This is a genomic window from Streptomyces sp. 11-1-2 (assembly GCF_003595545.1).
In the GTDB taxonomy this organism is placed as follows: domain Bacteria; phylum Actinomycetota; class Actinomycetes; order Streptomycetales; family Streptomycetaceae; genus Streptomyces; species Streptomyces hygroscopicus_B.
The window spans coordinates 4,678,721-4,702,067 of the sequence record NZ_CP022545.1; the positions used below are offsets into that span (position 1 = coordinate 4,678,721).

The 23,347-nt window shown below is 69.2% G+C and carries 23 protein-coding genes, 1 tRNA gene and 1 pseudogene; 14 read left to right on the plus strand and 11 right to left on the minus strand.

All coding sequences use genetic code 11. From position 1 onward, the window contains the following. Positions 1-25: 25 nt before the first annotated feature. Positions 26-277 carry an acyl carrier protein gene (locus CGL27_RS19440; RefSeq protein WP_119988892.1) on the minus strand — a complete coding sequence of 84 codons (252 nt, stop codon included), beginning with the start codon at positions 275-277 and terminating at the stop codon, positions 26-28. 285 nt (positions 278-562) lie between these two features. After that, positions 563-1,312: a helix-turn-helix transcriptional regulator gene (locus CGL27_RS19445; protein ID WP_078641654.1), complete on the minus strand. Its 750-nt coding sequence runs from the start codon at positions 1,310-1,312 to the stop codon at positions 563-565. A gap of 345 nt (positions 1,313-1,657) precedes the next feature. Here CGL27_RS19445 and CGL27_RS19450 point away from each other — a divergent pair, with 345 nt between their 5' ends. The 4 genes from CGL27_RS19450 (at position 1,658) to CGL27_RS19465 (ending at position 6,422) form a co-directional block, all read left to right on the plus strand. After that, the gene (locus tag CGL27_RS19450) at positions 1,658-3,223 is read left to right on the plus strand and encodes an MFS transporter (protein ID WP_078641655.1); all 1,566 of its coding nucleotides are present in this window, start codon (positions 1,658-1,660) and stop codon (positions 3,221-3,223) included. A gap of 75 nt (positions 3,224-3,298) precedes the next feature. Then, on the plus strand, positions 3,299-4,315 hold the full coding sequence (locus CGL27_RS19455; protein ID WP_119988895.1) for an alcohol dehydrogenase catalytic domain-containing protein: 1,017 nt from the start codon (positions 3,299-3,301) through the stop codon (positions 4,313-4,315). A gap of 68 nt (positions 4,316-4,383) precedes the next feature. Beyond that, positions 4,384-5,166 carry an LLM class F420-dependent oxidoreductase gene (locus tag CGL27_RS19460; protein ID WP_014060993.1) on the plus strand — a complete coding sequence of 261 codons (783 nt, stop codon included), beginning with the start codon at positions 4,384-4,386 and terminating at the stop codon, positions 5,164-5,166. Continuing rightward, positions 5,163-6,422, plus strand: a complete 1,260-nt coding sequence (locus tag CGL27_RS19465) for an MFS transporter (protein ID WP_119988897.1) — start codon at positions 5,163-5,165, stop codon at positions 6,420-6,422. The genes CGL27_RS19460 and CGL27_RS19465 overlap by 4 nt, the downstream gene beginning before the upstream one ends. A 34-nt stretch (positions 6,423-6,456) precedes the next feature. On the opposite strand, the gene CGL27_RS19470 is transcribed toward CGL27_RS19465, so the two are convergent. From CGL27_RS19470 to CGL27_RS19495, 6 genes are all read right to left on the minus strand, one after another. Then, positions 6,457-7,458, minus strand: a complete 1,002-nt coding sequence (locus CGL27_RS19470; protein ID WP_237298946.1) for an ABC transporter substrate-binding protein — start codon at positions 7,456-7,458, stop codon at positions 6,457-6,459. Positions 7,459-7,532: 74 nt separating this feature from the next. Beyond that, positions 7,533-8,096 (minus strand): ABC transporter permease subunit, encoded by a 564-nt coding sequence (locus CGL27_RS52120; RefSeq protein ID WP_237299897.1) that lies wholly within the window; start codon positions 8,094-8,096, stop codon positions 7,533-7,535. 488 nt (positions 8,097-8,584) lie between these two features. Then, complete coding sequence (locus CGL27_RS19480; protein ID WP_119994459.1) at positions 8,585-9,490, minus strand: DNA-binding response regulator; 906 nt, start codon at positions 9,488-9,490, stop codon at positions 8,585-8,587. 53 nt (positions 9,491-9,543) lie between these two features. Then, complete coding sequence (locus tag CGL27_RS19485) at positions 9,544-10,347, minus strand: hypothetical protein (protein ID WP_240450564.1); 804 nt, start codon at positions 10,345-10,347, stop codon at positions 9,544-9,546. A 410-nt stretch (positions 10,348-10,757) separates the two neighbouring features. After that, on the minus strand, positions 10,758-11,153 hold the full coding sequence (locus tag CGL27_RS19490; protein WP_119988904.1) for a hypothetical protein: 396 nt from the start codon (positions 11,151-11,153) through the stop codon (positions 10,758-10,760). Positions 11,154-11,202: 49 nt separating this feature from the next. Then, positions 11,203-11,604, minus strand: a complete 402-nt coding sequence (locus tag CGL27_RS19495; RefSeq protein ID WP_078641663.1) for an ATP-binding protein — start codon at positions 11,602-11,604, stop codon at positions 11,203-11,205. Between the two features lie 154 nt (positions 11,605-11,758). On the opposite strand from CGL27_RS19495, the gene CGL27_RS19500 reads away from it, so the two are divergent. After that, the gene (locus CGL27_RS19500; RefSeq protein ID WP_078641664.1) at positions 11,759-12,643 is read left to right on the plus strand and encodes a helix-turn-helix transcriptional regulator; all 885 of its coding nucleotides are present in this window, start codon (positions 11,759-11,761) and stop codon (positions 12,641-12,643) included. Between the two features lie 17 nt (positions 12,644-12,660). Beyond that, on the plus strand, positions 12,661-12,870 hold the full coding sequence (locus CGL27_RS19505) for a DUF397 domain-containing protein (RefSeq protein ID WP_119988906.1): 210 nt from the start codon (positions 12,661-12,663) through the stop codon (positions 12,868-12,870). An 82-nt stretch (positions 12,871-12,952) separates the two neighbouring features. Here the strand turns inward: CGL27_RS19505 and CGL27_RS19510 are convergent, their stop codons facing one another. Then, entirely contained in the window at positions 12,953-13,546 is a 594-nt protein-coding gene (locus CGL27_RS19510; RefSeq protein ID WP_119988907.1) for a lytic polysaccharide monooxygenase, read from the minus strand. A 173-nt stretch (positions 13,547-13,719) separates the two neighbouring features. Between CGL27_RS19510 and CGL27_RS19515 the strand changes: the two genes are divergently transcribed. Together CGL27_RS19515 and CGL27_RS19520 are read left to right on the plus strand one after the other, a co-directional pair. Beyond that, positions 13,720-13,796: transfer RNA gene (locus tag CGL27_RS19515), tRNA-Lys, on the plus strand. A gap of 245 nt (positions 13,797-14,041) precedes the next feature. Next, entirely contained in the window at positions 14,042-14,584 is a 543-nt protein-coding gene (locus CGL27_RS19520) for a PadR family transcriptional regulator (protein ID WP_119988910.1), read from the plus strand. 166 nt (positions 14,585-14,750) lie between these two features. Here the strand turns inward: CGL27_RS19520 and CGL27_RS19525 are convergent, their stop codons facing one another. Continuing rightward, the gene (locus tag CGL27_RS19525; protein ID WP_119988912.1) at positions 14,751-15,416 is read right to left on the minus strand and encodes a hypothetical protein; all 666 of its coding nucleotides are present in this window, start codon (positions 15,414-15,416) and stop codon (positions 14,751-14,753) included. A 174-nt stretch (positions 15,417-15,590) separates the two neighbouring features. Between CGL27_RS19525 and CGL27_RS19530 the strand changes: the two genes are divergently transcribed. From CGL27_RS19530 to CGL27_RS19540, 3 genes and pseudogenes are all read left to right on the plus strand, one after another. Next, entirely contained in the window at positions 15,591-16,241 is a 651-nt protein-coding gene (locus tag CGL27_RS19530; protein ID WP_119994460.1) for a TMEM175 family protein, read from the plus strand. A 146-nt stretch (positions 16,242-16,387) separates the two neighbouring features. Then, a complete protein-coding gene (locus CGL27_RS19535) occupies positions 16,388-16,897 on the plus strand; it encodes a hypothetical protein (protein ID WP_119988915.1) in 510 nt (169 codons plus the stop codon). Next, positions 16,898-17,454: pseudogene (locus CGL27_RS19540) on the plus strand (hypothetical protein). 150 nt (positions 17,455-17,604) lie between these two features. Here the strand turns inward: CGL27_RS19540 and CGL27_RS19545 are convergent. Next, positions 17,605-18,195 (minus strand): choice-of-anchor C family protein, encoded by a 591-nt coding sequence (locus CGL27_RS19545; RefSeq protein ID WP_119988918.1) that lies wholly within the window; start codon positions 18,193-18,195, stop codon positions 17,605-17,607. Between the two features lie 325 nt (positions 18,196-18,520). On the opposite strand from CGL27_RS19545, the gene CGL27_RS19550 reads away from it, so the two are divergent. The 3 genes from CGL27_RS19550 (at position 18,521) to CGL27_RS19560 (ending at position 23,318) form a co-directional block, all read left to right on the plus strand. Then, entirely contained in the window at positions 18,521-19,201 is a 681-nt protein-coding gene (locus CGL27_RS19550) for an FCD domain-containing protein (RefSeq protein WP_119988920.1), read from the plus strand. 328 nt (positions 19,202-19,529) lie between these two features. Beyond that, positions 19,530-21,365, plus strand: coding sequence for a cellulose synthase catalytic subunit (locus tag CGL27_RS19555; protein WP_119988923.1), 1,836 nt, complete (start codon positions 19,530-19,532; stop codon positions 21,363-21,365). Between the two features lie 3 nt (positions 21,366-21,368). Continuing rightward, complete coding sequence (locus CGL27_RS19560; RefSeq protein WP_119988925.1) at positions 21,369-23,318, plus strand: kelch motif-containing protein; 1,950 nt, start codon at positions 21,369-21,371, stop codon at positions 23,316-23,318. Positions 23,319-23,347: the final 29 nt, after the last annotated feature.

Here is a 23,347-nt window from a genome sequence, read left to right on the forward strand (position 1 = left end):
CCGAGAGACCGCCAAGATCCGGCGGTCACCAGCCCGCCGCGTCGGAGACAACCTCGTAGACGCCTTGAAGGTTCACCATCCGGCTGAGTTCGGACTGCTCTATGACGATATTGAAGGTCTTCTCCAAAGCCGCGAGTATTTCAATGGCACGCAGTGAATCCGCGTCATGCTCTTCTTTGAAGAGACTGGTCTCAGTGACCTCGTCGGAGTCGATTTCAAGAATATCGGTGACGATTTCCTTGATGGTTTCACGACGCTCTTCGACGATGGCGGTCATTACCGCGCACCTCCATTTTCGGGCATGGGCAAAGCGACGAAGCTTCCGCTGACGCTAGGCGCCGGTCCGGGAGGGGACAACCCCAGAGTCCACTAGCTGTCACATGCCGGGTGAACACCAGCGTTCGACTGGTCCGGGTGTCATAAAGCTGCAGACGGCAGCCGGTTACCGCGCGGTCAGAACTTGGAATCTGCAGGAAGCTGCCAGGTCGCCAGCGGACAGAACGGTGCCAATAACGTTCAAACCGCCAACAACCCGGCTGCTGTCCGGGTATGCGGCCCGCCCCTAGTCGGGGTCGGACTCCATCAGCCCGGCACGCACGGCGCGCACTCCGGCCTGGAACCGCGATTCGACCTGCAGGTCCCGCATGATGTCAGCCACATAGCGACGGTAGGTACGCACCGAAAGGCCGAGTTTGCGGGCCGCGGCGTCGTCCTTGTAGCCCTCCGCCATCAGCTTCAGCACCTCACGCAGCACCCGGCCGCGCGCGCCGCCCTCGAACGACAGGGGCCGCATCGGGCGCTGGGCCGTGTCCCACATGCCGCACAGCAGTTGCTGCAGCATATCGGCCACGGTCGAGTTCTGGATCATCGAAGCGCGGGAGCCGCCGGGCTCGCCCGGCGAGGCGTCGGGCGCGATGACCGCCGCGCCGTCCACGACCACCAGCTCCTGCCGCACCCCCTCGCAGACGCGGACCTCCAGCCGCGCCACGGTCCCCACCGAGCGCTGCCACGCCGCGCCCCGGATGACGCCCGGCGGGCAGAGCATCCGGGTCCTGACCCCCTTGCCCGCCAGTTGGGCGAGCGTCTGTCCGACCAGCCGGGCGTGGTCCTCGCCCGTCACCTCGGGCAGGCTCCAGATCACATCCCGCTCGGCGCGCAGCACCAGCCGCGCCACCCACCCGGCCACGGCCTCCCCGGCCACCGGCAGTTCGGCGGACGCCGAGGCCAGCGCGGAGCGGCGGTGGTGGTGCACTGCGGACTCCAGCAGGCGTAACGCCTGGCCCAGAGTCTCCTCCAGGTTGTCCGACCCCATGTCCGGCTCCGTTCGAACCGCTCTCCCCGCGCCCACCTCCGCGTCAAATCCGTCAATAGGCACTCGCCCATTTGGTTGAATTCCGAAATGGCTCAAAGGACACCCCCGTTCCCTTTCCGGGAACAGTAACGAGCCCCCTGGCACACGGCAAGGAAGATCGTTCCTTATGGGACACTTCCCGCCGGGAAATACCCTCCCGTTCCGGCCACGACACCTCCCCGTGTCGGCAAGGGGCTGCGCCCCCGCTCGGCGGATTGGTAACTTCCTCTAGAGCCAGCACGCCATCCCCTGCCATACGACGCGGACCCCCACACCTCCCCTCGGGTCCCGAAAGGCGCCGCCCCCATGGCTGCACAGAACACCGCGACCACCGATGCCGCGCAGGCCGGTTCCGCGCACTCCCCCACCGGCCGCCAATGGCTCGCGCTCTCGGTGCTCGTCCTGTCCCAACTCGCGGTGTGGCTGGACAACACCGTGCTCAATGTGGCCCTGAAGACCCTCGCCGATCCCGATGAAGGGCTCGGGGCGAGCCCCAATCAGCTCCAGTGGAGCATCAGCTCCTACACCCTGGTCTTCGCGGTGCTGCTGTTCACCGGCGGTGTGCTCGCCGACCGCTACGGCCACCGCCGCTTACTGCTGACCGGCATGGTGCTCTTCGGCGCGGCCTCCGCCTGGGCCGCCTACTCCGGCTCGGCCACCGAACTCATCGTGGCCCGCGGCGCGATGGGCATCGGCAGCGCCCTGATCATGCCCGCCACCCTCGCCCTGATCGCCCAGGTCTTCGACGAGCGGCACCGGGCCACCGCCATCGCCATCTGGTCGGGTTCCAGTGGAATCGCGATCGCGACCGGGCCGATGCTCAGTGGAGCGCTGCTCGACCACTTCTGGTGGGGGTCGGTCTTCCTGGTCAATGTGCCGATCGTGGTGCTGTGCGTGGCCGGTTCGTTCGTCTTCCTGCCCGGTGTGGTCACCCGGGTGCGGCAGAAGTTCGACCCGCTGGGCGTGGTGCTCTCCACCGCCGGGCTCTTCGCCATCGTCTGGGGCGTCATCGAGGGCGGCCACCGCAACGACTGGACCGATCCGGCCATCGTCGCCTCGCTGGCCGGGGGCGTGCTGCTGGTCGCGGTCTTCGTCCTCGTCGAACTGCGCGTCGCCAACCCCAGCTTCGACGTCCGGCTCTTCCGCGACATCCGCTTCACCGGCGCCAGCGTCGCCGTCATGCTCACGTTCTTCGGGCTCAACGGCTCGATGTACTACACCAGCTTCTATCTGCAGGGCGTCCAGGGACAGACGCCGCTGGAGTGCGGGCTGTCGATCGCCCCGGTCGCCCTCGGCGTACTGCTGGGCGCCCCGCTCTCGGCCAAGCTGGTACGCAACCACGGGGTGCGCCCCGTCGTCACCGCGGCCATGCTGATCGCCACCACCGGCTTCGTCGCCTACGTCTTCCTGGACGAGAGCAGCGGACTGCCGCTGTTCTGGGTCTTCCTCATCCTCCAGGGCCTGGGCATGGGCGCCGCCGTCGCGCCCACCACCGAGGCGATCATGGCCATCCTCCCCGCCGACCGGACCGGCGCGGGCTCCGCCGTCAACAACTCGCTGCGGCAGATCGGCGGGGTCCTCGGAGTGGCGGTCCTCGGCTCCGTCCTGGTCAGCGTCTACCGCGACCGGGTCACCCCCCGGCTGAGCGGACTGCCCTCCGGTGACGCCGCCGCCGCCGGGGAGTCGCCCGAGGCCACCCGGCTGCTCGGCGCGAAGATGCGGCTGCCCCGGCTGTCGGACATCGCCGACGAGGGGTTCGTCCACGCCATGCATGTGGCCTCCGTCGTCGGCGCGGCCGCCGCCGCTGCCGGAGCAGTGATCATCTGGTGGGCGTTCCGCAGGACGTCTTCCGGTGCGCGATCCAGCATGTGATCGTTCTTCCTTGCCACCCCTGCCGCCCCGACATAGCCTCCCGGCACAACATCCTTAATCCGGAAGGCAGTTCACATGCGTACAGCTGTCATCACGGCGGCCGGCCAGGTGGAGATCAGAGAGATACCTGTCCCCGACATCGGTGACTCCGAGGTGCTGGTACGCATCGCGGCCTGCGGCATCTGCACCATGGAGGCCAATCTCTACGCGGGCCGGATGACCGTCTACCCGGCCGCCGCCGGACATGAGATCTCCGGCTGGGTCGAGCGGATCGGCGCCAAGGCCGCCGAGCTGGAGGACATGCCCGCCGTCGGCTCCCTCGTCACCCTCGACGGACTGCCGCGCTGCGGGGCCTGCCGAAGCTGCCGGCGCGGCCAGACCGCCATCTGTGTCGCGCTCCAGGGGCACAAGCGGGAGGACGGCGCGATCACCATGGGCGCGGGGCTCGCCGAATACATCGCCCTGCCCGCCTCACGGGTATGGTCGGTCGGCGACACCGACCCCGCCGTCGCCGCCATGGGCGAACCGCTGGCCTGCGTGGTCCACTCGCTGCGCCGCGGCGGCTTCCGCGCCGGGGACCGCGTCACCGTCATCGGCGCCGGCTACATGGGCCATCTCCACCTCGCCGTCGCCGCACATCTGCAGGCCCGCGGCGTCGCGGTGGTCGAACGGGACGAGCAGCGGCTGGCCGCCATCGCGGCGGCGGGCGCCGACGCGGCCGTCACCCCCGAGGACATCGGCGGGCTGCCCCCGGCGGACGTGGTCGTCGTGACCATCGCGTCCAGGGAGGCCATCGCCGCCGCCCTCGCCGCGGTCGCCGACGGCGGCACCATCGTCCTCTACGGCGGCGGCCCCGGCGGCCCGCCCGCCGAGCTCCCCGGCTACGAGGTGCACCGCCGCCAGCTGACCGTCACCGGCTCCTTCAGCCATGAGCCGGACGACTGGCGCGCCGCCGCCGAACTGCTGCGCGGCGGCCGGCTGTCCGCACGGCTGGAGACGCTGGTCACCGCGCGCTACCCGCTGGACGAGGTCGAGAAGGCGCTCAAGCAGGCCGCCGAAACCCCCGTCTACCGCGTGGTCGTCACGCCGTAACGGCTCCGCTTCGGCCGCGTCACCAACAGAGTCGCCCACACAGTCCCCCACAGAAAGGATTCACCTCCGTGTCCCTGCGCGTAGGCGTGCAACTCCACCCCCAGCACACCGGAATCGCCGAGCTGCGCACCGCGTGGCGCGAGGCCGACGCCCTCGGGGTCGACTCGCTGTGGACCTGGGACCACTTCCTGCCGCACACCGGCGACCCCGCCGGCCGCCACTACGAGTGCTGGTCGCTGCTGTCCGCGATGGCGGTCGAGACCCAGCGGGCCACCATCGGACCGCTGGTGAGCTGCACCGCGTTCCGCAATCCGGATCTGCTGGCGGACATGGCCCGCACCGTCGACCAGCTCAGCGGCGGGCGGCTGGTGCTCGGGCTGGGCGCGGGCTGGTTCGAGGCCGAGCACACCGAGTACGGACTGCCCTTCCCCGGACCGGCCGGGCGCATGGACGCCTTCGCCGCGTCCGTCACCGCCGTCAAGGAGCGGCTGGCCAAACTCAACCCCGGCCCCGCGGGCCCGCTTCCGCTGCTGATCGGCGGCGCCGGGCGGCGGCGCACCCTGGAGCTGGTGGCCCGCGAGGCCGACTGGTGGAACTGGTACGGCTGGGCCTCCGAGGACCCGGTCGCCGACTTCCGCGAGCTCAGCGGCGTCCTGGACCAGTGGTGCGAGCGGGTCGGCCGGGACCCGGGCCAGGTCGCCCGCACGGTGATGGTCAACCCGGACCAGCTACCGCTGGTCGAGGGGTTCGCCGAGGCCGGGGCGGTCCATGTGGTGCTCTCCCTCCCCGCCCCGTACGACCTGCGGAAGGCCGAGGAGCTGCTCAAGGTGCGCGCCGCGCTCACCTCGTGACGGCCCTCCGCGCGACGGCGCCCCGCACGCCCCTGGGGCGCCGCTTCGGCCTGCTCATGGGCGCGCTGCTGCTCTCCAGCCTGGGCAATGGGCTGTGCTTCCCGTTCACCTCGATCTACATCAGCCAGTTGCTGGGGCTCGGCGGCCGGGCGGCGGGCGGCTACTTCATCGCGATGGCCGCGGCCAGCTTCGCCGCCGCCCTGGCCGGCGGGCCGCTGGCCGACCGGGGCAGCCCGCACCGGGTGGGCGCGCTGGGCGCCGCGGCGCTCGCGGCCGGATACGCCCTGCTGGCGCCGGCCGACTCGGTGCCGCTGGTGCTCGCCTCGGGGGTGTGCGTCGGGGTCGGCTTCGGGCTCTTCTACGCCTCGATCGTGGGCGTCGTCGACACGGCCGTCCCCGAGAGCGGCCGCCGCGCGGCCTTCGCCATCCGGCACATCGTCAACAACGCCGGAATCGGGCTGGGTTCGGTCGCGGCCGGGCTCGCGCTGCACGGCGCGGACACCCCGGCGGGGACGCTGCGCTGGCTCTACCTGGCCAACGGGCTGGCGGCGCTGCCGCTGATCGCGGTGATCCTGGGCGTACGGCCCCGGACCGGGGCCGAGCCGAAGGAACAGCCCGACGGCGCACGGCCGTCCGGGCCCGGGCCGACCTATCGCTCCCTGCTGCGCGCCCGCCCCATGGCCCTGCTGATCCTGGCCCAGGCGCTCTTCGCGATCGTCGGCTTCACCCAGATCGAGGCGACCGTACCGCTGCTGTTGCATGACCGGATGGCGGTCACGCTGGGCTGGGTCAGCGTGGTGGTCGCGGCCAACTCCTTCGCCCTGATCGCCCTGCAGCCGCTGCTGCGCGGCCGGCTGGAGCGGCTGCCGGAGACTGTGGTCCTGGCGGGCGGTCCGGTGCTGTGGGCGGTGGCGTTCGGCTGCGGTCTGGGCGCGGCGCTGGCCGGACAGGCGGCCCCGGCCGCCGTACGGTACGGGCTGCTGCTGGCCTTCGCGGTGGTCTTCGCGGCGGGCGAGCTGATGTACTCCTCCGCCTTCTATCCGCTGCTGCTGCGCTGGTCGGGCGAGGAGGCGGTGGGCCGGGCGAGCGCGCTCGCGTCGCTGGCCTGGAACCTGGGCACGGCCTCCGGGCCGCCGCTCGGGCTGTTCATCGTCGCCCACGCCTCGGCGACGGGCAGCTGGCTGGCGCTCGCGCTGGGCGCGGCGGTCGCGTTCGCCGTGACCGCCGCGCTGTATGGCCGGACGGCGGACACCTGAACCGCCCGCCGCCTCCCGAACCTTCCCCAATCGGCTACGACTTGGGCAGGTAGGACGTGTCGTAGGCGTCCTCCGGCGTGACGGTCTTCTCCAGGAGCCCCTGGTCGTACATGAAGTCGGCCATCCGGGTCCAGGTCTGCGGGTCGATCGCGCCCAGCTCGCCCTGGTCGTTCTTCATCAGCGGCGCGGTGGCCTTGAGCACGGCGCGGGCGTTGTTCCGCTGCTTCTCGCCGCGCAGCCCCGGTACGTATTTCTCACTGAGCTTGATGGCCTCGTCCTGGTGGTCGATCGCATAGCGCAGTCCGCGCAAAGAGGCGTCGACGAACTTCCCGATGTCGTCACCGCGCTTGTCGAGCGTCTTCTTCTTGGCGCCCAGACCCACGCCCACCAGCGGATCTCCGGCCGTGCCCGAGTTGAGGGTTATCGACCGGACGTCCTTGCCGGCCTCCTTGAACGAGACGGCGTCATTGTTGAGATAGCCCATCACCCCCTCCACCTTGTTTCCGGTGAGGGCGGCCTGCTGGGTGAAGCCGATGTTCTGTACCTTGGCGTCCTTGGTGGAAAGGCCGCCCTCCTTGAGGAGCGCCAGCAAACCGAAATAGGTCTCGCCGAAGGGACCGGGTGTGCCGATCTTCCGGCCCTTGAGGTCGGCGGGGGTGCGGATCTCGGAATCCTTGGGCACGATCAGCCCCACCGGATATTTCTGGTAGAAGGTGGCGATGTCCACGACCGGCACATTTTTGGCGCGCGCCTGGAGCATCTCGTCACCGCCCGCGTAGATCACATCTTCCTTGCCCGAGGAGAGGGCCCCGAAGAGATCTTCGGCCGCGCCGTGGTGGCGCAGCGTCACATTGAGTCCGGCGTCCTTGTAGTAGCCCTTTTCGGCGGCCACATAGAACGGGGAGAACTGGATGTTGGGGGTGTAGGTCAGCCCCACCGTGATGCTTGTCCCACCCTTGGCCCCCGCGTTCTTCGGCTCCTCGGCACATGAGGTCAAAGTGGCCAGGGCCACCATCGACGCGAGGGCCGCGCCCATGACCCGGTGTCTGCGAGCACGCCTCATGGACGTCTGCACGAAACGCACGTACTTCTCCTCTGGGATGAAAGTTGTCAGTCGCGCTGAACGAGCCGCTCGACCAGGCGGACCACTCCGTACAGGACGGCGGCGAGAAGGCCGAGCATGACGAGCGTCGAGAACAGTCCGATGGTGTCGGCCTCCTGGCGCTGCACCGACAGGAGCTGTCCCAGGCCGTCGCCGCCCATCACGAATTCGCCGACGACCGCGCCGGTGATGGAGAGCGTGAGGCCGTTGCGCACCCCCGCGAGGACGCTGGGCAGGGCGAGCGGAAGCTCGATGTACCAGAGCATCCCCCACCACCCCACCCCGTCCACCCGCGCGGCCCCCATCACATCGGGGTCCAGCGAACGCAGCCCCAGCACGGTGTTGACGAGGATGGGGAAGAAGACCAGCAGCGCGCAGAGGACCGCGATGGGCAGGAGTCCGTATCCGATCCACAGGGCCAGCAGGGGGGCCAGCGCCACCGCGGGCATGGCCTGCGAGGCGGCCACATACGGCTGGAGCGCCGCCGCCGCGAGCTCACTGCGGGCGATCAGATAGCCGAGCGGCAGCGCCACTCCGATCCCGATACCGCTGCCCGCCAGCGCCTCCCACACCGTCTCCTTGGTGTAGTCGACGAGATCACCGTGGAACACGTCGTCGAGGAAATGCCGCGCGAGGTCGAGCGGAGCCGGAAGATAGAATTCCGCAACGGCGCCGGTCCGGGTCACGATGTCCCAGACGACAAGCAGCAACAGCCCGAATACCAGCGGCGGCAGCACACCCCGGAACAGCGTTCTCCGCCGGTCGGCGGAGACTGCGCCAGATGCCGCTCCGGCCATTTTCCGACTGTTATCGGCCCGTGACTTCTCACCATTTCCGCCGCTGTCGCCGGTCTTTCGCACATGTCCCGGTCGGGGTGAATGCGGCTCGTCCGTACTCGGCTCGCCGTCCGCGCCCGCCGTGGCGGTCGCGCCCCTTCCGTGCCCTTCGGTCATCCCCAAATCCCCTTGCATTACCGGCTGTTGCCAGATCTCGGCACGCCCGCAGGCAACCTATCGCCAGCACGCTCCGGATCACAATGTCGATGGGGAAAACGAAATTATCATGTGGAACTATTTCCGAGGATGCCGAGCTCAGTGGCGCGCACCCCCGCCTGGAAACGGGAGTTGGCCTCCAGCAGCTCCAGGATCCCGGTGACATAGCGGCGGTACGTACGCACCGAGATCGCCAGATCGCGGGCGGCGGCCTCGTCGGTGACCCCGTCGCGCAGCCGGGCCAGCACCCGGCGGACCATTTCGGTACGGGCGCGGTTGCCGAAGTCGAGCGGGCGGGCGGCGGGCACCGCGCCGCCCCAGATGGAGCCGAACATGCCGTACAGGGTGGCGACCACCACCGGGTCCTCGATGACCGAGGTCTGCCGCCCCTCCTCGGCCTCGGTGCACACCAGGGCGGTCCGGCCGTCGGCGATCACCGCGGTGGGCAGCGGCACCGAGGCGATCCGCACCTGGGCGGGGGGCGCTGCCGGGGCGGAGCCGGGCGCCTCGGCGGACGGCGCGGGCCCGGGGATGGGCCGCGGCACGGGCCCGGGCGACGCTCCGGCGGCGGCCCCGGGGCCGGTTCCGGAACCGGCGGACCCGGATCCGGCGGTTCCGGAGCCCGCAGTTCCGGAGCCGGGGGCGGATCTGCCGCGCAGCACCCGCACCCCGACCGGGTCGCCGAGGTCCTCCACCAACGCGCCGAGCGCGGCCTGCACCGGCGCCATCCGGGCCGAGCACTCGGGGAAGACGGCGTCCACGCTCCGCCCCGCCTGGCCGATCACCTCCTCGGCGGCGGCGAGGAACGCGGCGTCCTCCACCCCCACCTCGGTGAACCGCGCGTCCCGGCTCCGCCGGGCGCGGTGCTGGATCACCGTGGACTCGATGAGGTCCCGTACCTCCCGTAGCGTCCCCTCCAGCAGGTCCCCCGCGAGCGCGGCCTCCGGTCCAGGATCGCGTCCGCGGTCCTTCATGTCGACATTCCCGTACTTCCCGCCCCGTGACATGGTCAAGGTCTCGAGCGCCGTCAGTGACGGCCGGGCAGCAGCCCCATTTCCACCGCCCGCACCCCCGCCTGGAAGCGGGAGTTGGCCCCCAGTTCTCGCATGATCTCCGCGACGTACCGGCGGTAGGTGCGCAAGGAGACCTGCATCGTGCGCGCCGCCACCTCATCGGTGTGGCCGGTGCGCAGACACTCCAGAATCCGCCGTACGGAATCCGGGCACAACCGCCCGCCCAGCCGCGGATGGTCGGCGAGCGCCACGGCGTTCCCCCAGGTCCCGGCGAACATCATCTCCAGGGCCCGCACCGTGGCGGGGTCCTCGACGAGCGACGCCCGCCCCGGGCCCCGCCCCGGCTCCGACGGTCCCCCTCTGAGGTAGACCACCTGGCCGTCGATGAGCAGCGCCTCGGGTAACGGCGGCAGCCCGCCGTCGCAGATCCGGATCTCGCACCGCGGATCGGTGCGCGCCAGCGCCCGTACCGCACTCGAGGCCAGCACCGGCTCCTCGCACAACAGCCGTACGACGACGGCGCGCCGGCTTCCCCTCGCCGGGCGGGCGAGCGCGGCGCAGACGGCCCGCGTCTGCTCGTCGTTGCCCGACAGCACCACGTTGACGGTCCGCTCGGCGCAGTCGACCAGGGTGTCGACCACCTCGGCGAGCGGCACCTTCCCCAGGGCCGTCCCCGCCCAGGAGTCCTGGGCCAGCTCCCTTCGGTGCCGGGTGACCGTCGACTCGAGCAGATCACGGGCGGCCAGCAGCGCGTGCTCGACATAGTCGACGGCGCCTGACGAGGGAGTCTCCGTGCTCAGCGGCGAAGGCTCGGACACCCTCACAAGACCAACCATGACTTCCCCTGCCGGGCGACAGTGACCTGGTTATGCGAATACCGGCCTGATTCTCGTCAATTCCGCTGCCCCGAATTGCCGAGGCAGCATTGTGCGAAATCCACGACGACACTAATTCGCGCACAGCTACCACGTCAACGCGGGGCGTGAGGTAAAGAGTTGACAAAACCGGGTGCGGCGACCCGCGTCATGCGGTCGCGCCGCCGATGCGCCGGGGGCGCATGTCCACAAGTTACCGGCGAGTCCGGCTTCCGGACGCGACGGGACTACGGACCGCAGCGATCCGGCTCCGTTCGACGACGCGGAGTGGGGGCCGGTGTCCGGTTGCTGCCAGCTCGGCACCGGACGTCCCTTCCCCCCGTCCCCCTCGTCCAAGGGGTCGCCGCCGGGTATCAGCCGAAGCTGATCGGCCCGTGGAAGTCCCGTCCCTGGATGACCGGGCCGGTGATGCGGGCATCGCCCGCGATGGAGTTGTGCACGGCGCCCGCCTCCCCGGCCGCCTCGCCGTGCTCGCGCATCCAGGAGGCCAGGTCACGGCCGAACTCCGGGTCCTGCCGGGCCCGTTCGACCAGCAGGTCGGCCAACTGGCGCAGCCGCTCGCCGTCGTCGTACGGAATGGCGACCGGCTCCGGCTCACCGGCCGGCTCGCCCTCGCCGTCGCCCCGCCGCAGCACCCTGCGGACCAGCGTGCCGAAGGACTCCAGGGCCCGCCGCCCGGCCTCGCCGCCGGCGCCCGACACCGCCGCGTTCACCGCCGTGACCAGCGCTCCCGCCGTCACCGGATCCATGGCCCACCCCCTGCCCTCGTGCGCGGCTCCACGCTACCGGCGCCGCCGGTCACGGTTCCACCGATTCCGAGCGCAGGGTGAACCAGACGGTCTTGCCCGCCGGGGTGAGGTCCGTGCCCCATTCATGGGCGGTCTTGCTGAGCAGGAACATCCCCCGGCCGCTCTCGGAGAGGAAGTCCGGCTCCTTGACCACCGGCAGCGCCGCCTCGGAGTCGCTGACCGCCGCGCGGATCCCGTGCGGAAGCCTCTCCAGGGTGAGGACGCATTCGGGAGAGGCCGCGTGCTTGTGGACATTGGACAGCAGCTCGGTGACGCACATCCCCGCCGCGCTGATCAACTCCTCACGCCCCCACAGCCGCAGGCGCGCACCGACGGCACGCCGAATGTCGGCAAGCATCCGCGGATGAGCGCGAAGGCGCAGTTCGTATCGCTGCGAGATGTTCTCAGCCATATGATCCGGGGCCCCTCCACACCACGGCGCGCTGCCGTGTCCCCTAGCGATCCTGGCCTATGGAACGTCCCACTCGCAATGTTTCGACCCAGTCGCACAAGACTGGCATATGCCCGGCTGGTAGGCGTAGTTGGCAATACGACAGACTGGCGACATGTCCTACCAGCCAGTGCCCACCGTTCGGCGCAGGCGCCTGGGCTCCACGCTGCGACAACTGCGCACCGAAGCAGGGATGACACTGGACGCGGCGGCAGCGGCGCTCAACGCGGCCGCGAACGGATCCGCCGACGCCCGCCGCTGGACCGCGCCGAAGCTCTCCCGGATCGAGAACGCCAACGCCACGATCCGCGCCGCCGAGGTCGAAACGCTGCTGAGGGCCTACGCCGTCACCGACCCCACCACCCGTATCGCCTTGGAGGGCCTGGCCAAGGACGCGGGCAAACGCGGCTGGTGGCAGACCTACCGTGGCGTCGTCGCCCCCGCCTACGCCGACTACATCTCGCTGGAGAGCGACGCGGAGAGCGTCCGCGACTACGCCCCGCTGGTGGTCCCCGGTCTGCTGCAGACGGCCGACTACGCCCGCGAGACCATCGCGGCGAACGCCGTGGCCCGCACCGCCGCCGAGGTCGACGCCCTCGCCGAGGTGCGCCTGGCCCGCCAGGCCGTCCTCACCCGCTCCTGCCACCCGCTGCGGCTGTGGGCCGTCATCCATGAGGCGGCGCTGCGCCGCCGGTTCACCGGGCAGCCCGACATCATGACGGCTCAGCTACGGCGGCTGCTGGAGGTGGCGGAGTGGCCCACCGTCACGCTGCAGGTGATGCCGATCGACGTGCCGCCCAACCCGGGGGACGCGGGCGCGTTCACACTTGTGGCCTTCCCGGGCCCGATGCCGGATGTGGTCACACAGGAGAACCTGCGCGGCCCCTCGTACGTCGAAGGAGTCGACGACGTCAACGTCTTCGCCGACGCCTTCGGCCATATCGTGGACTGCGCGCTGTCCACGGATGAGACGAAGGCCCTCATCGCTGGTCTGGTATGAGAAAGAGGGCCCCACATATGAACACCTCTGAAACGACCACGCACCACCGCCCCCACTGGCGCAAGTCCTCGTACTCCGCGGGCGAGGGCCAGTGCGTCGAGGTCGCCGTCGCCGGCGGCCACGTCCAGCTACGGGAGAGCGACGCCCCCGGCACCGTCCTGACCACCGCGCCACCGGTTCTGGCCGCCTTCGTCCGCAGTGCGAAGGCGGGCGCGTTCGACGCCTGATCGTCACGTCGGTGCGGTGCCGTCCCAGGACGGCACCGCACCCACCCGCACTACCGGATCGACCGGACCGACCGGACAGCGGTCAGAACTGGACGTCCGAGCAGGCATAGAAGGCGTTCGAGGTGTCCGCGATGGTCCACACGGCGAGAATCACATGTCTGCCGCTCTTACCGCCCGGGATGGTGCCCGAGTGGGAGAGCGTGGACGGCGGACGCTGGCCGTTGTACGGAACGGTCAGGAAGGGCTGGGATTCCAGGCTCGCACGGGTGAGCTTCTGGCTGGGGTTCCAGCCGTTCTTGGTGATGTAGTACTTGAAGTCCGTGGTCGAGTGGGAGGCCGTGAACCGCCAGTTGAAGGTGTAGCTCTGCCCGGCGGTCATCCTGGTCGCGGGCCAACTGCCGCCCCGCGGGTCGTCGAGCTGGGAGAACCGGCTGTTGCCACCCGCACAGATCGTGCCGTCCGCGGGACCGCCGGACGGGAAGCCCTTCGGGCCCTCGACGCTCTGGGGCTCGTACTGGATGTCACCGCAGCCCGCCACCGTGCCGTTGGCGCACAGCTTCTGGCGGCTGATGGGTGAGTCGGTGTAGCCGTGGCTGGAGGCGCTGCCGCCGGTCGCGAGGACGGAAATCGCCGCGAGACCGATGCCGATGACGGCGGCGCTGATCTTCTTGCGCATGCTTCGCTCCTGAAGACGTGGGGAGTGCTTCGATGAGCCGTGCACGGCGGTCTAGACCAAGTTGAGAGTATCCAGGGCCAATAGTCATGTCCATACCAATGATGCAAGGCCGCGGCGGGTTCCATGACGTCCTGACCACCGTCCGAGATCGGGTAGAATTTCCACGTCAGCAGGCGCCGCTAGCTCAGTTGGTTAGAGCAGCTGACTCTTAATCAGCGGGTCCGGGGTTCGAGTCCCTGGCGGCGCACCAGCGAATAGATCTCCGACCTGGGCGTCCTCGGTTTCCGAGGACGCCCATCAGTCGTGGTCCCGTTTCCGGACACCCACCGCGGCTCGCGGAGTGGGAGCACTGGGAGGCGGTCTCCCGCGGAACCGCGAACGCACCCGCACCCGCACCCGCACCCGCCGAATAGTCTCCCTTTGACGTGTCAATCGACCCCAGCAGTGCTGCTTATGCGCGCGAGACCTGCCGAAGATGACATGTAAGATTCCCATATGTCTCTGTCGCACGCACTGCTGGGCCTCCTCGCCATCGAGCCCGCGAGCGGCTACGAACTGAGCAAGGAGTTCGAGCGCGACCTCGGGCGGTACGCCTGGCAGGCCGGCCACACGAGCGTCTACCCCGAGCTGATCCGGATGACGGAGCAAGGGCTCGTCGAGGTGACGCATGAGGGCGCTCGCCGTAGCCGTACCTACGCCGTGACGGAGAAGGGCCATGCGGAGCTGAGGAAGTGGCTGCTCGCGCCATGGGGGCAGGGCGTGGTGCGCAATGAGCAGGTCCTGCGACTGTTCCTGCTCGAAGCACTGGAACCGGACGAGACCGTCACCGCGCTGCGCGACCTCGTCGAACACGCCGAGAAGCGCATCTCCGAACTCCGCAGGCTCCGCGAGGACCAGGACGCCGAACCACGACAGGGCCGCGACACCCTCGGGCAGCTCGCCGCGGAGTACGGCCTGCGCCAGTACCAGGCGACTCACGACTGGGCACTATGGGCCATCGAGCACGTGAACAGGCGCCAAGGGTCCGATTCGGCATAGGCATCGCCTCCTCCGAGGACCGCGGCCCAACGGACGAGGCGCCACGGAATCCGTGGCGCCCCCGTCCGTGCTCCGCCGCCGCGTCCCGGTCGGCGACGCCGTCACTCGTCCGGCAGCCAGTTGCCGTGAAAGCCGAACGGGACGCGGTTTCGGCCACCGTGGGCCGTCACCTCCAGTCGGTGAACCGGCGCGCCCGGCGCTGCTGCCTGCGACTGCGAATGAGGTCCAGCCGATCGCCCTGATGCCCGTCGGCGTACGGCGCCGCCGGGGCGGTGCCGTACGGCCGCCCGGGAGCCTCGTCGTCCAGTGGCGGGGGCGTGAACCGCTGCGACACCTGCTCCGGGAACGTCCTGCCGTCCCGCTCCGGGGCGAACGCCATGCCGGAGGACATCACGCGCGGGACGAGGACGAGCGCCTGTCCGAGCCGGTTGACGCCCAGCATCAGCAGGATGGTCGCTGAGGACGCCGCCACCTTCGCGTCCACCACATGTGCGACGGCCATCATCCCCACGCGGGTGACCACCAGCAGGGCCCACAGCCACAGGCCGACCGCCGGCATCCGCGCCCACAGCACCCCGGCGCGCCGCTCCAGCCGGACCGTCGCGCCCTGAGCCGCGCCGATACCGGCGGCCAGCAGCGCTCCGATCACCAGGCACACCACGTCGACGGAAGCCGGATGACGGTCGTGCCGACTCAGGTCGGCGATGCCGATCACCGTGAGAACCACGGGCAGCAGCATCAGCCGCCGGCCGGTGAGCGCCTCTCCACGCAATTGGCGCGCGATGAGGGCAACGACGACCGCTACGGCGGCCAAGACCTCGAAGAAGCTCATGCGCTTCAATCTACATGTAACTCTCGACATGTCAAAAGCAACAATTATGGAGCTGGAGCCCGCATAGAAGGGTGGTTCTTCAGCAAGATGAGCAGACTTGACATGTCACATCAGCAGTATGCAGAGTCCCACCGGACCGCACCCGCACCCAACATGAACAAGGAGCTCTTGACGGTGAGATCTCTGCACGGAATCGACGTCGAGCGGATACGAGCGTTCTCCGACGCGGTCTTCGCCATCGCCATCACGCTCCTCGCCCTGGAGATCACGGTCCCGGAGGATCTCCCCACGGCCGAACTCGGGCACGCGCTGAAGGAGGAGGCGCTCCCGTCCGTCGCCGGTTATCTGCTCAGCTTTGTCGTGGTCGGAGCACTGTGGATCTCACATCATCGGCTGTTCCGGGTGGCCAAGGTGGTGGACGGCCCGCTGCTCTACATGGATCTGGCGCTGATGGCCCTCGTCGCCGCGCTGCCGTTTCCGACGAAGATCGTCACGGAGTACCACAGCAGCGCGATCGCGACCTCGCTGTACGCCGGCACGATCACCCTGGCCGCTCTGCTGATCGCGGCGATGGCGATCCGCCTCCTCCGGCACCCCAGCCTGTGCGACACCGACATTCCGCGCGCCCTGATCGCCCAGTCACTCCAGCACGCGGTGGGTGTCGCGATCGTCTTCGGGAGCTCGGTGCCGGTGGCGGTGATCATCTCGTCCGACGCAGCGGAGTACTGGTGGCTCCTGGCCGTTCCCGTCCGGTATTGCCTCGGACGGCACCACACCAAGAGGAACAAGCATGCGGCGGTCGCGGCGCCCCGCCTGCCCTCGTGACCACGGATGCGGTGAACTTCGTTATATACGACACCTCTTGACGGGCCGTCACGGCTGCCGGGACGCCCGCCCGCCAAGTCCATGCTGCTGGCCGTGCAGTACGAACTCGGCATGGCCGACGGGGTGGCCAATGGCAGGATGATGCGGTGAGCGAAGCACCTTCCCTACTGGCGGCCGATTCGGCGGGCGGGCACAACTCGATCCTGCTGCTCTTCATCTGCCTGATCGGGGTCATCGTCATCTTCACCCTGATCGGCATACTCGGCTCCGGCGTCTCCAAGCGCACCGGCCGCCGGAAGACACGGGCCGACTGGCTCGGCGGAATCGCCCTGCTGTCCGTCTGCGCGACCATCGCCCTGTACATCTGGGGCGCACTCCATGTGATGTTCATGGAGAACGACAACATGCGCGAGGAGTGTGCCCGGGCGGGCGGGGCGGCGAAGGCGGCTCAGGTCGACCGCTATGAAGCGCACTACCTTCCCCTTCGCTTCACCTGCCATCTCGACGAGGGCGGAAGTTACGACGCCGCGCTCCCCGGATACGTCAACCCGGCCATGGCCATCGCCTTCATCCTGGCCATCGCCACGGGCGCGGTATCCGTAGTGGCCCGCGACCAGGACCGGTCCACCAGCCCTACCGTCACGAGGGGACGATGAATGAGCGTGTTCGGCCCATCCCGTAGGCAGCTCCTCATCCGCTCCGGTGCGCTGGCCGGCGCGGCGGCCCTGGCCTCTCTCCCGGTTCGGCCCGGGTGCTGACGGGCAGACCGAGCCCGAACGGCTGGGAGATGGAGAAGGTCACCGACGGCGGCGGAACCATCTGGTCCCGTCCGGTGCCCGGCACCCCGCTGGAGGGCGTCACCGTCCGCATCGGCGCACCGGAGGCCGTGCTGGTCCATGTGATCCGGCGGTTCCACTACGAGATCGACGAGCTGCGCATGAGCGACGTGGTGGGCTGGCGCCGCCCCGGCGCGGTCCGCAAGGGGCTGCCGGAGGGCAACCAGGCGTCCGGTACGGCGGTCCGGATCCGCCCCGGCCACTACCCGCGGGGCGTAAAGGGCGGCTTCTTCCCCCAGCAGGAAGTCGTGATCCGCGACATCCGCGCCGAGCTCGAGACGCCGGGCAGCGGCGCGGGCGCCCCCGTCGACGCCCTCGCGCCCAAGCGCCGTAAGGCCGCGACGTCCTTGGCGCACCGCCAGCGCGCGGCCGCCTGAGCGGCGGACCGCGGGACGCGTCCACGAGGGGCGGGCCTGGTCGGCGCGCGCTGACAAGGGGCGCGTGCCAAGGTGCGCGCCCACAAGGTGCATGCCCATGGAGAACGGGGAGCCCCCGGCGCGTGGGGCGCCGGGGGCTCCCTTTCGCGATCAGCCGCAGGAGGGACAGGGCGTGCAGTGCCGGACCATCACGTCGTCGATGACCGGCCCGTAGGCGGAGTTGTTCGTGCTGGCGAACGCCAGCGTCGTGGAGGTCCCACGCGCCACGAAGGTCACCTCCTGGGTCACATAGCCCATGTTCCCGAAGGACTTGCCGGTGATGTCGAAGGTGAAGTTCCGGAAGTTCTGCCCGTCGACCAGCACCGCTCCGGTCTTCACGGTGGGACCGCCCGCCGGGTTGCCGGCCAGGGAGTACGTCACCGTGTACCGCTTCCCCGGCACCGTCGTGAAGGTCTGCGCCACCGTGCCGGCGCCCGTACCGTTGAGGTCCACGGACTGGCCCCCCTCGGCCGCCTGCCAGAAGCCGTCCCCGATATGGTCCACGTTTCCGGATGTGACCTTCCACGGCCCGATGGTCCCCCCGGCCGCCACGGTCCCGAACGTGTTGGCCCCCACCGCGGGCGTCTCGAAGCTGCCGTCGTCGAAACGGCTGACGGCGGCGGCCGACGCGGCACCTGCCCCGGTGCCGGCCAGCACGCCGGCGACGGCGAGTGACGCGACAAAAATGCGAATAGGCGACATGTTCCCCTCCAGTGCGACACATTCGGCAATGCACCGAATTGCTTGCGCGGCAGAATCTTCCGCACCAGCGGGACACACGCCAGAGCCTCACCCCCGGCGCACGGTGGCGCGGACCGAGTCAAGCGCAGCTGGTGCGCCGGTCGATCACGCCTGCCGCCCCTCGGGCAGCCGGGTGGCCGCGTGGCAGCCCGGACCGCCTTCATCGCTGCACATCTGACCTGCTCGCGCCGCCGCCGCTAAGCTGTTCGGATCGGAGGTGGCGGTGGCGGTGGCGGCACACTCGAATTCGCATTCGCATTCCCGCGCGCGGGGGGTTTCGCGGGGGATGACGAACGACATCCAGGAACGCATCAAGCGGCTGATCATCGACCAGCGGCTCCGCTCGGGCGCTCCGCTGCCCACCGAGACCGAGCTGATGGAGTTGCTCGGCGTCAGCCGCAACTCCGTGCGCGAGGCGCTCAAGGCGCTGCAGGCGATGGGGATCGTGGAGATCCGGCACGGCTTCGGGACGTACGTCGGGCCCATGTCGATGGCGCCGATGATCGAGGGGTTGATCTTCCGTACCGTCGCCGGGCACTACCGGGGCGAGGACAGCCTGCTGGAGCTGCTGGAGCTGCGCGAGGCCGTCGAGACCGGACTGATCGCGCGACTGGCCGGGCGGATCCCGGAGGCGGATCTCGCCGAGCTGGACGCGGTCGTACGGCGGATGGAGGCGGAGGCGGCGGAGGGCGCGGTGCGGGCCGAGACGGACCGGGCGTTTCACGCCGCGCTCTACGGGAGCCTGGACAACACGCTGCTGAGCGAGGTGCTGGAGGCGTTCTGGGACGCCTTCCACCGGGTGCGCACCGACCTCGTGGACGTGCCCACGGATCCGAGGGTCACCTGCAAGCAGCACCGGGAGATCCTGGAGTCGGTGCGCTCGGGGGACGCCCTGCGGGCCGAGGGCGCGATCCGCGACCACTTCGGGAACATCCGCACCCGACTGCGTTCGGCGCATCGCGAGTAGGCCGATTTCAAGCCGGGAGTCGAGGTCCACCTCTTGCCCACGTTTGTCCGATAAACAGACCGTTCACACTTGCGATCACCGTCGTCTGTTCGACACCCTGCAGTGAGGCGTATTCGCATCAACCCCGCCTGATCAGCGGGCAGTTGAGGCACGCCCTGGGGGGATGCGGACCAAGCGAGTTCGTTTACCGCGCAAACATGCGGAAGGTAGCCATTCCATGTCCGTAAGGTCGGCTGCCTCCACTATCGTTCCCCTGCGGCCGAAGGGGGGCCGGGGGCCGACAGAACGTGACGGCACGCATTCAGCCATGCGTGCGGGGGGATAACTCATGACGTCGACGCCGACCGGCGCCCGCCATCCGTCGTACGGCGGGTACGACTCGTCCAGGACCACGCGCCTGCGCATCCCGCGGCAGCACCAGACCGCGCCGGACCGGCACCGGCCCCGGCGGCGGCGGCCGCTGCCGAAGTACGACTACGAGCACTACAGCAGGCTCGCCGGACCGCTGACCCAGCCCGAGCCCGGCACGCCGTACCGGGTGCGCTACCGCAGCCTGCTCGCCGAGGAGCCGCACCGGATCCGCGCGGCACTGCTGCTCGGCGCCGCACCGCTGGTCTCGCTGGGGCTGCTGATCTGGCTGATGCAGCCCGCGCACTGGACCAGCCGGGAGGGCACCAGCCCGGTCCTGGCGGTCATGGACGTGGTGATGCTGGTCTCGATAGGGCTGATCGAGTTATTCCGGACGATGAACGTCGCGTCCAACGCGCATGCGACGCTCGTCGCCCGCGACCCCGTCCCCGTCGTGCCCGAGACCGGCACCAAGGTCGCCTTCATCACCACCTATGTCCCCGGCAAGGAACCGCTGGAGATGGTGCGCAAGACCCTGGAGGCCGCGATCCGCGTCCGGCACCGCGGGGTGCTGCATGTCTGGCTGCTGGACGAGGGCGACGATCCGGAGGTCAAGGAGGTCTGCCGGCGGCTGAACGTCTACCACTTCACCCGTAAGGGCGTCGAGAAGTGGAACCAGCCCAAGGGACCGCACCGCGCCAGGACCAAACACGGCAACTACAACGCCTGGCTGGACGCGCACGGCGAGGAGTACGACTTCTTCGCCTCGGTCGACACCGACCATGTGCCGCTGCCCAACTATCTGGAGCGGATGCTCGGCTACTTCCGCGATCCGGACATCGCCTTCGTCGTCGGCCCGCAGGTCTACGGCAACTACGACGCGGCCGTCACCAAGGCCGCCGAGAGCCAGCAGTTCCTCTTCCACGCACTGATCCAGCGGGCCGGGAACGCCTACCGGGCGCCGATGTTCGTGGGCACCAACAACGCGGTGCGGATCAGCGCCATCAAGGGGATCGGCGGGCTGTACGACTCGATCACCGAGGACATGGCCACCGGATTCGAGCTGCACCGCCACCGCAATCCGGCCACCGGCCGCGCCTGGGGGTCGGTCTACACCCCCGACGTACTGGCGGTCGGCGAGGGGCCGAACGCCTGGACGGACTTCTTCACCCAGCAACTGCGCTGGTCACGCGGGACCTACGAGACGATCGTCAAGCAGTTCTGGAAGGCGCCGTTCTCGCTGCCGCCCGGCAGGCTCTTCAACTACTCCCTGCTGGTGATCTTCTATCCGATGTCGGCGCTCAACTGGATCCTGGCCGCCCTGAGCTGCGCACTGTTCCTGGGCTTCGGCGCCTCCGGCATCGAGATCGACCCCGCCATCTGGATGATGCTCTACGGCAATGCCTCCGCCCTGCAGATCGGCCTCTACGTCTGGAACCGGCGGCACAACGTTTCGCCCCATGAGCCGGAGGGGTCCGGCGGCGTAGCCGGAATGGTGATGTCGGCGCTGGCCGCGCCCATTTACGCCCGCTCGCTGCTCGACACCGTGCTGCGCCGCAAGAGCCGCTTCGTGGTGACGCCAAAGGGCGACTCCGCGAGCCCCGACACCCTCTTCGGCACCTTCCGGACCCATCTTTTCTTCCTGGCGGTCTTCGGCGGGTCGCTCGCCTCTTCCTTCTACTTCGGCCACAGTCATCCAGCGATGACCGTTTGGGCATCAATTGCCCTGGCTGTCACAGCCGCACCGATCATCGCCTGGCGGTGGACCGTCCGCCAGGAGAAACGGAACCCGCAGCCCGCACTTGGGGGACGATAAGAAGTGAAGTACCGACCGAGTCGCCGCACCCGTCGCTTCGGGATCGGTGCGGCGGCAATCACCGTGCTGGCCGGGATGAACGGCCCGGCTCTCTACCGTTTCAGCTCGGACAAGTACCACGCGTACAAAATCAACCAACCGGAGTACAAGGCGGAGAACGGCCACTGGGATGTGGTCGACGTCCCCGAGCAATACCGGATCAATACGATCCACGCCGCCCTGCTGCATACGGGCAAGGTGCTGCTGGTGGCCGGCTCCGGGAACAACGCCAAGAACTTCGACGCCAAGTCCTTCCGCAGCGTCCTGTGGGACCCGGAGAAGAACACCTTCACCAACATTCCGACCCCCAAGGACCTCTTCTGCTCCGGGCACTCCCAGCTCCCGGACGGAAAGCTGCTGGTGGCGGGCGGCACCCAGCGCTACGAGAAGCTCAAGGGCGATGTCGAGAAGGCGGGCGGACTGATGTTCGTCCACAACGAGAGCCCCGACAAGCCGAAGACCCTCCCCGCCGGGACCCGCTTCACGGGCAAGGAGAACGGCAAGACCTTCGTGTCCAAGGACCCGCTTCTCGTTCCGCGCGCGACGAAGAAAAAGAACCCCAAGACCAAGAAGGTCACGGTCAGCGCGAGCACGGCGCGGGTCTATGTGGAGGCGCTGCGCAAGGGCAGAAAGCACCAGACCGGCACCGAGGACAATTACCGGATCTCCGGGCTGAAGGGCAAGGACCGGCAGAACTTCTACGGCATCGCGCAGAAGCTGTCGTTCGACAAGAAGGACTTCCAGGGCATCAAGCAGGCGTATGAGTTCGACCCGGTGGCCGAGCGGTACATCCCGGTCGATCCGATGAACGAGGCCCGCTGGTACCCGACCCTGACCGGCCTCCAGGACGGCAAGGTGCTCGCGGTCTCCGGGCTGGACGAGATCGGCCAGGTGGTCCCGGGGAAGAACGAGATCTACGACCCCAAGACCAAGAAGTGGAAGTACCTGCCCAAGCAGCGCTTCTTCCCGACGTATCCCGCGCTGTTCCTGACCGGCAAGGGCCGGATCTTCTACACCGGCTCGAACGCCGGATACGGCCCGGACGACAAGGGTCGCACCCCCGGCATCTGGGATCTGAAGAGCAATCGGTTCGACGTGGTCCCGGGCATCAGCGAACCGGACGCCCTGGAGACCTCGATGTCCGTGCTGCTGCCGCCCGCACAGGACCAGCGGTACATGGTGCTGGGCGGGGGCGGGGTCGGCGAGGACGCCAAGTCCACGGCGAAGACCCGGATCGTCGATCTGCGCGCCGATAAGCCGCGCTTCAAAAACGGCCCGGAGCTGTATGCGAAGGTGCGCTATCCGAGCAGCGTGATCCTGCCCGATGACACCATCCTGACCACCAACGGCTCGGGCGACTACCGGGGCCGCGGCGCCACCAATGTGCTCAAGGCCGAGCTCTACACCCCGAAGACCAACACCGCGCGCTCGGTGGCCGATCCGCTGGTGGGCCGCAACTACCACTCGGGGGCGCTGCTCCTGCCGGACGGCCGGGTCATGACCTTCGGCTCGGACTCGCTCTTCGGCGACAAGGCCAACACCAAACCGAGTGAGTTCCAGCAGCAGATCGACCTCTACACCCCGCCGTATCTCTTCCGCGACTCCCGTCCGAAGCTCACCGACACCGCGCCCAGGACGGTCAAGCCGGGTGCGAAGACCACCTACCGGACCGCGCACGCATCGGCGATCACCAAGATGCGGCTGATCCGGCCCGGGTCCTTCACCCATGTGACCAATGTCGAGCAGCGGTCGATCGCGCTCGACTTCACGCGGACGAAGGACGGGGTGACGGTGACGCTGCCGAAGGACGCGTCACTGGTGCCGCCGGGGTGGTACATGCTCAACGCGGTGGACGACCAGGGCACACCGTCGAAGGCGGTGTGGGTGAAGGTGCCCGCGCCCAAGAAGAAGTAACAGCCGGCCGGCCGCCCTAACCGACCTAG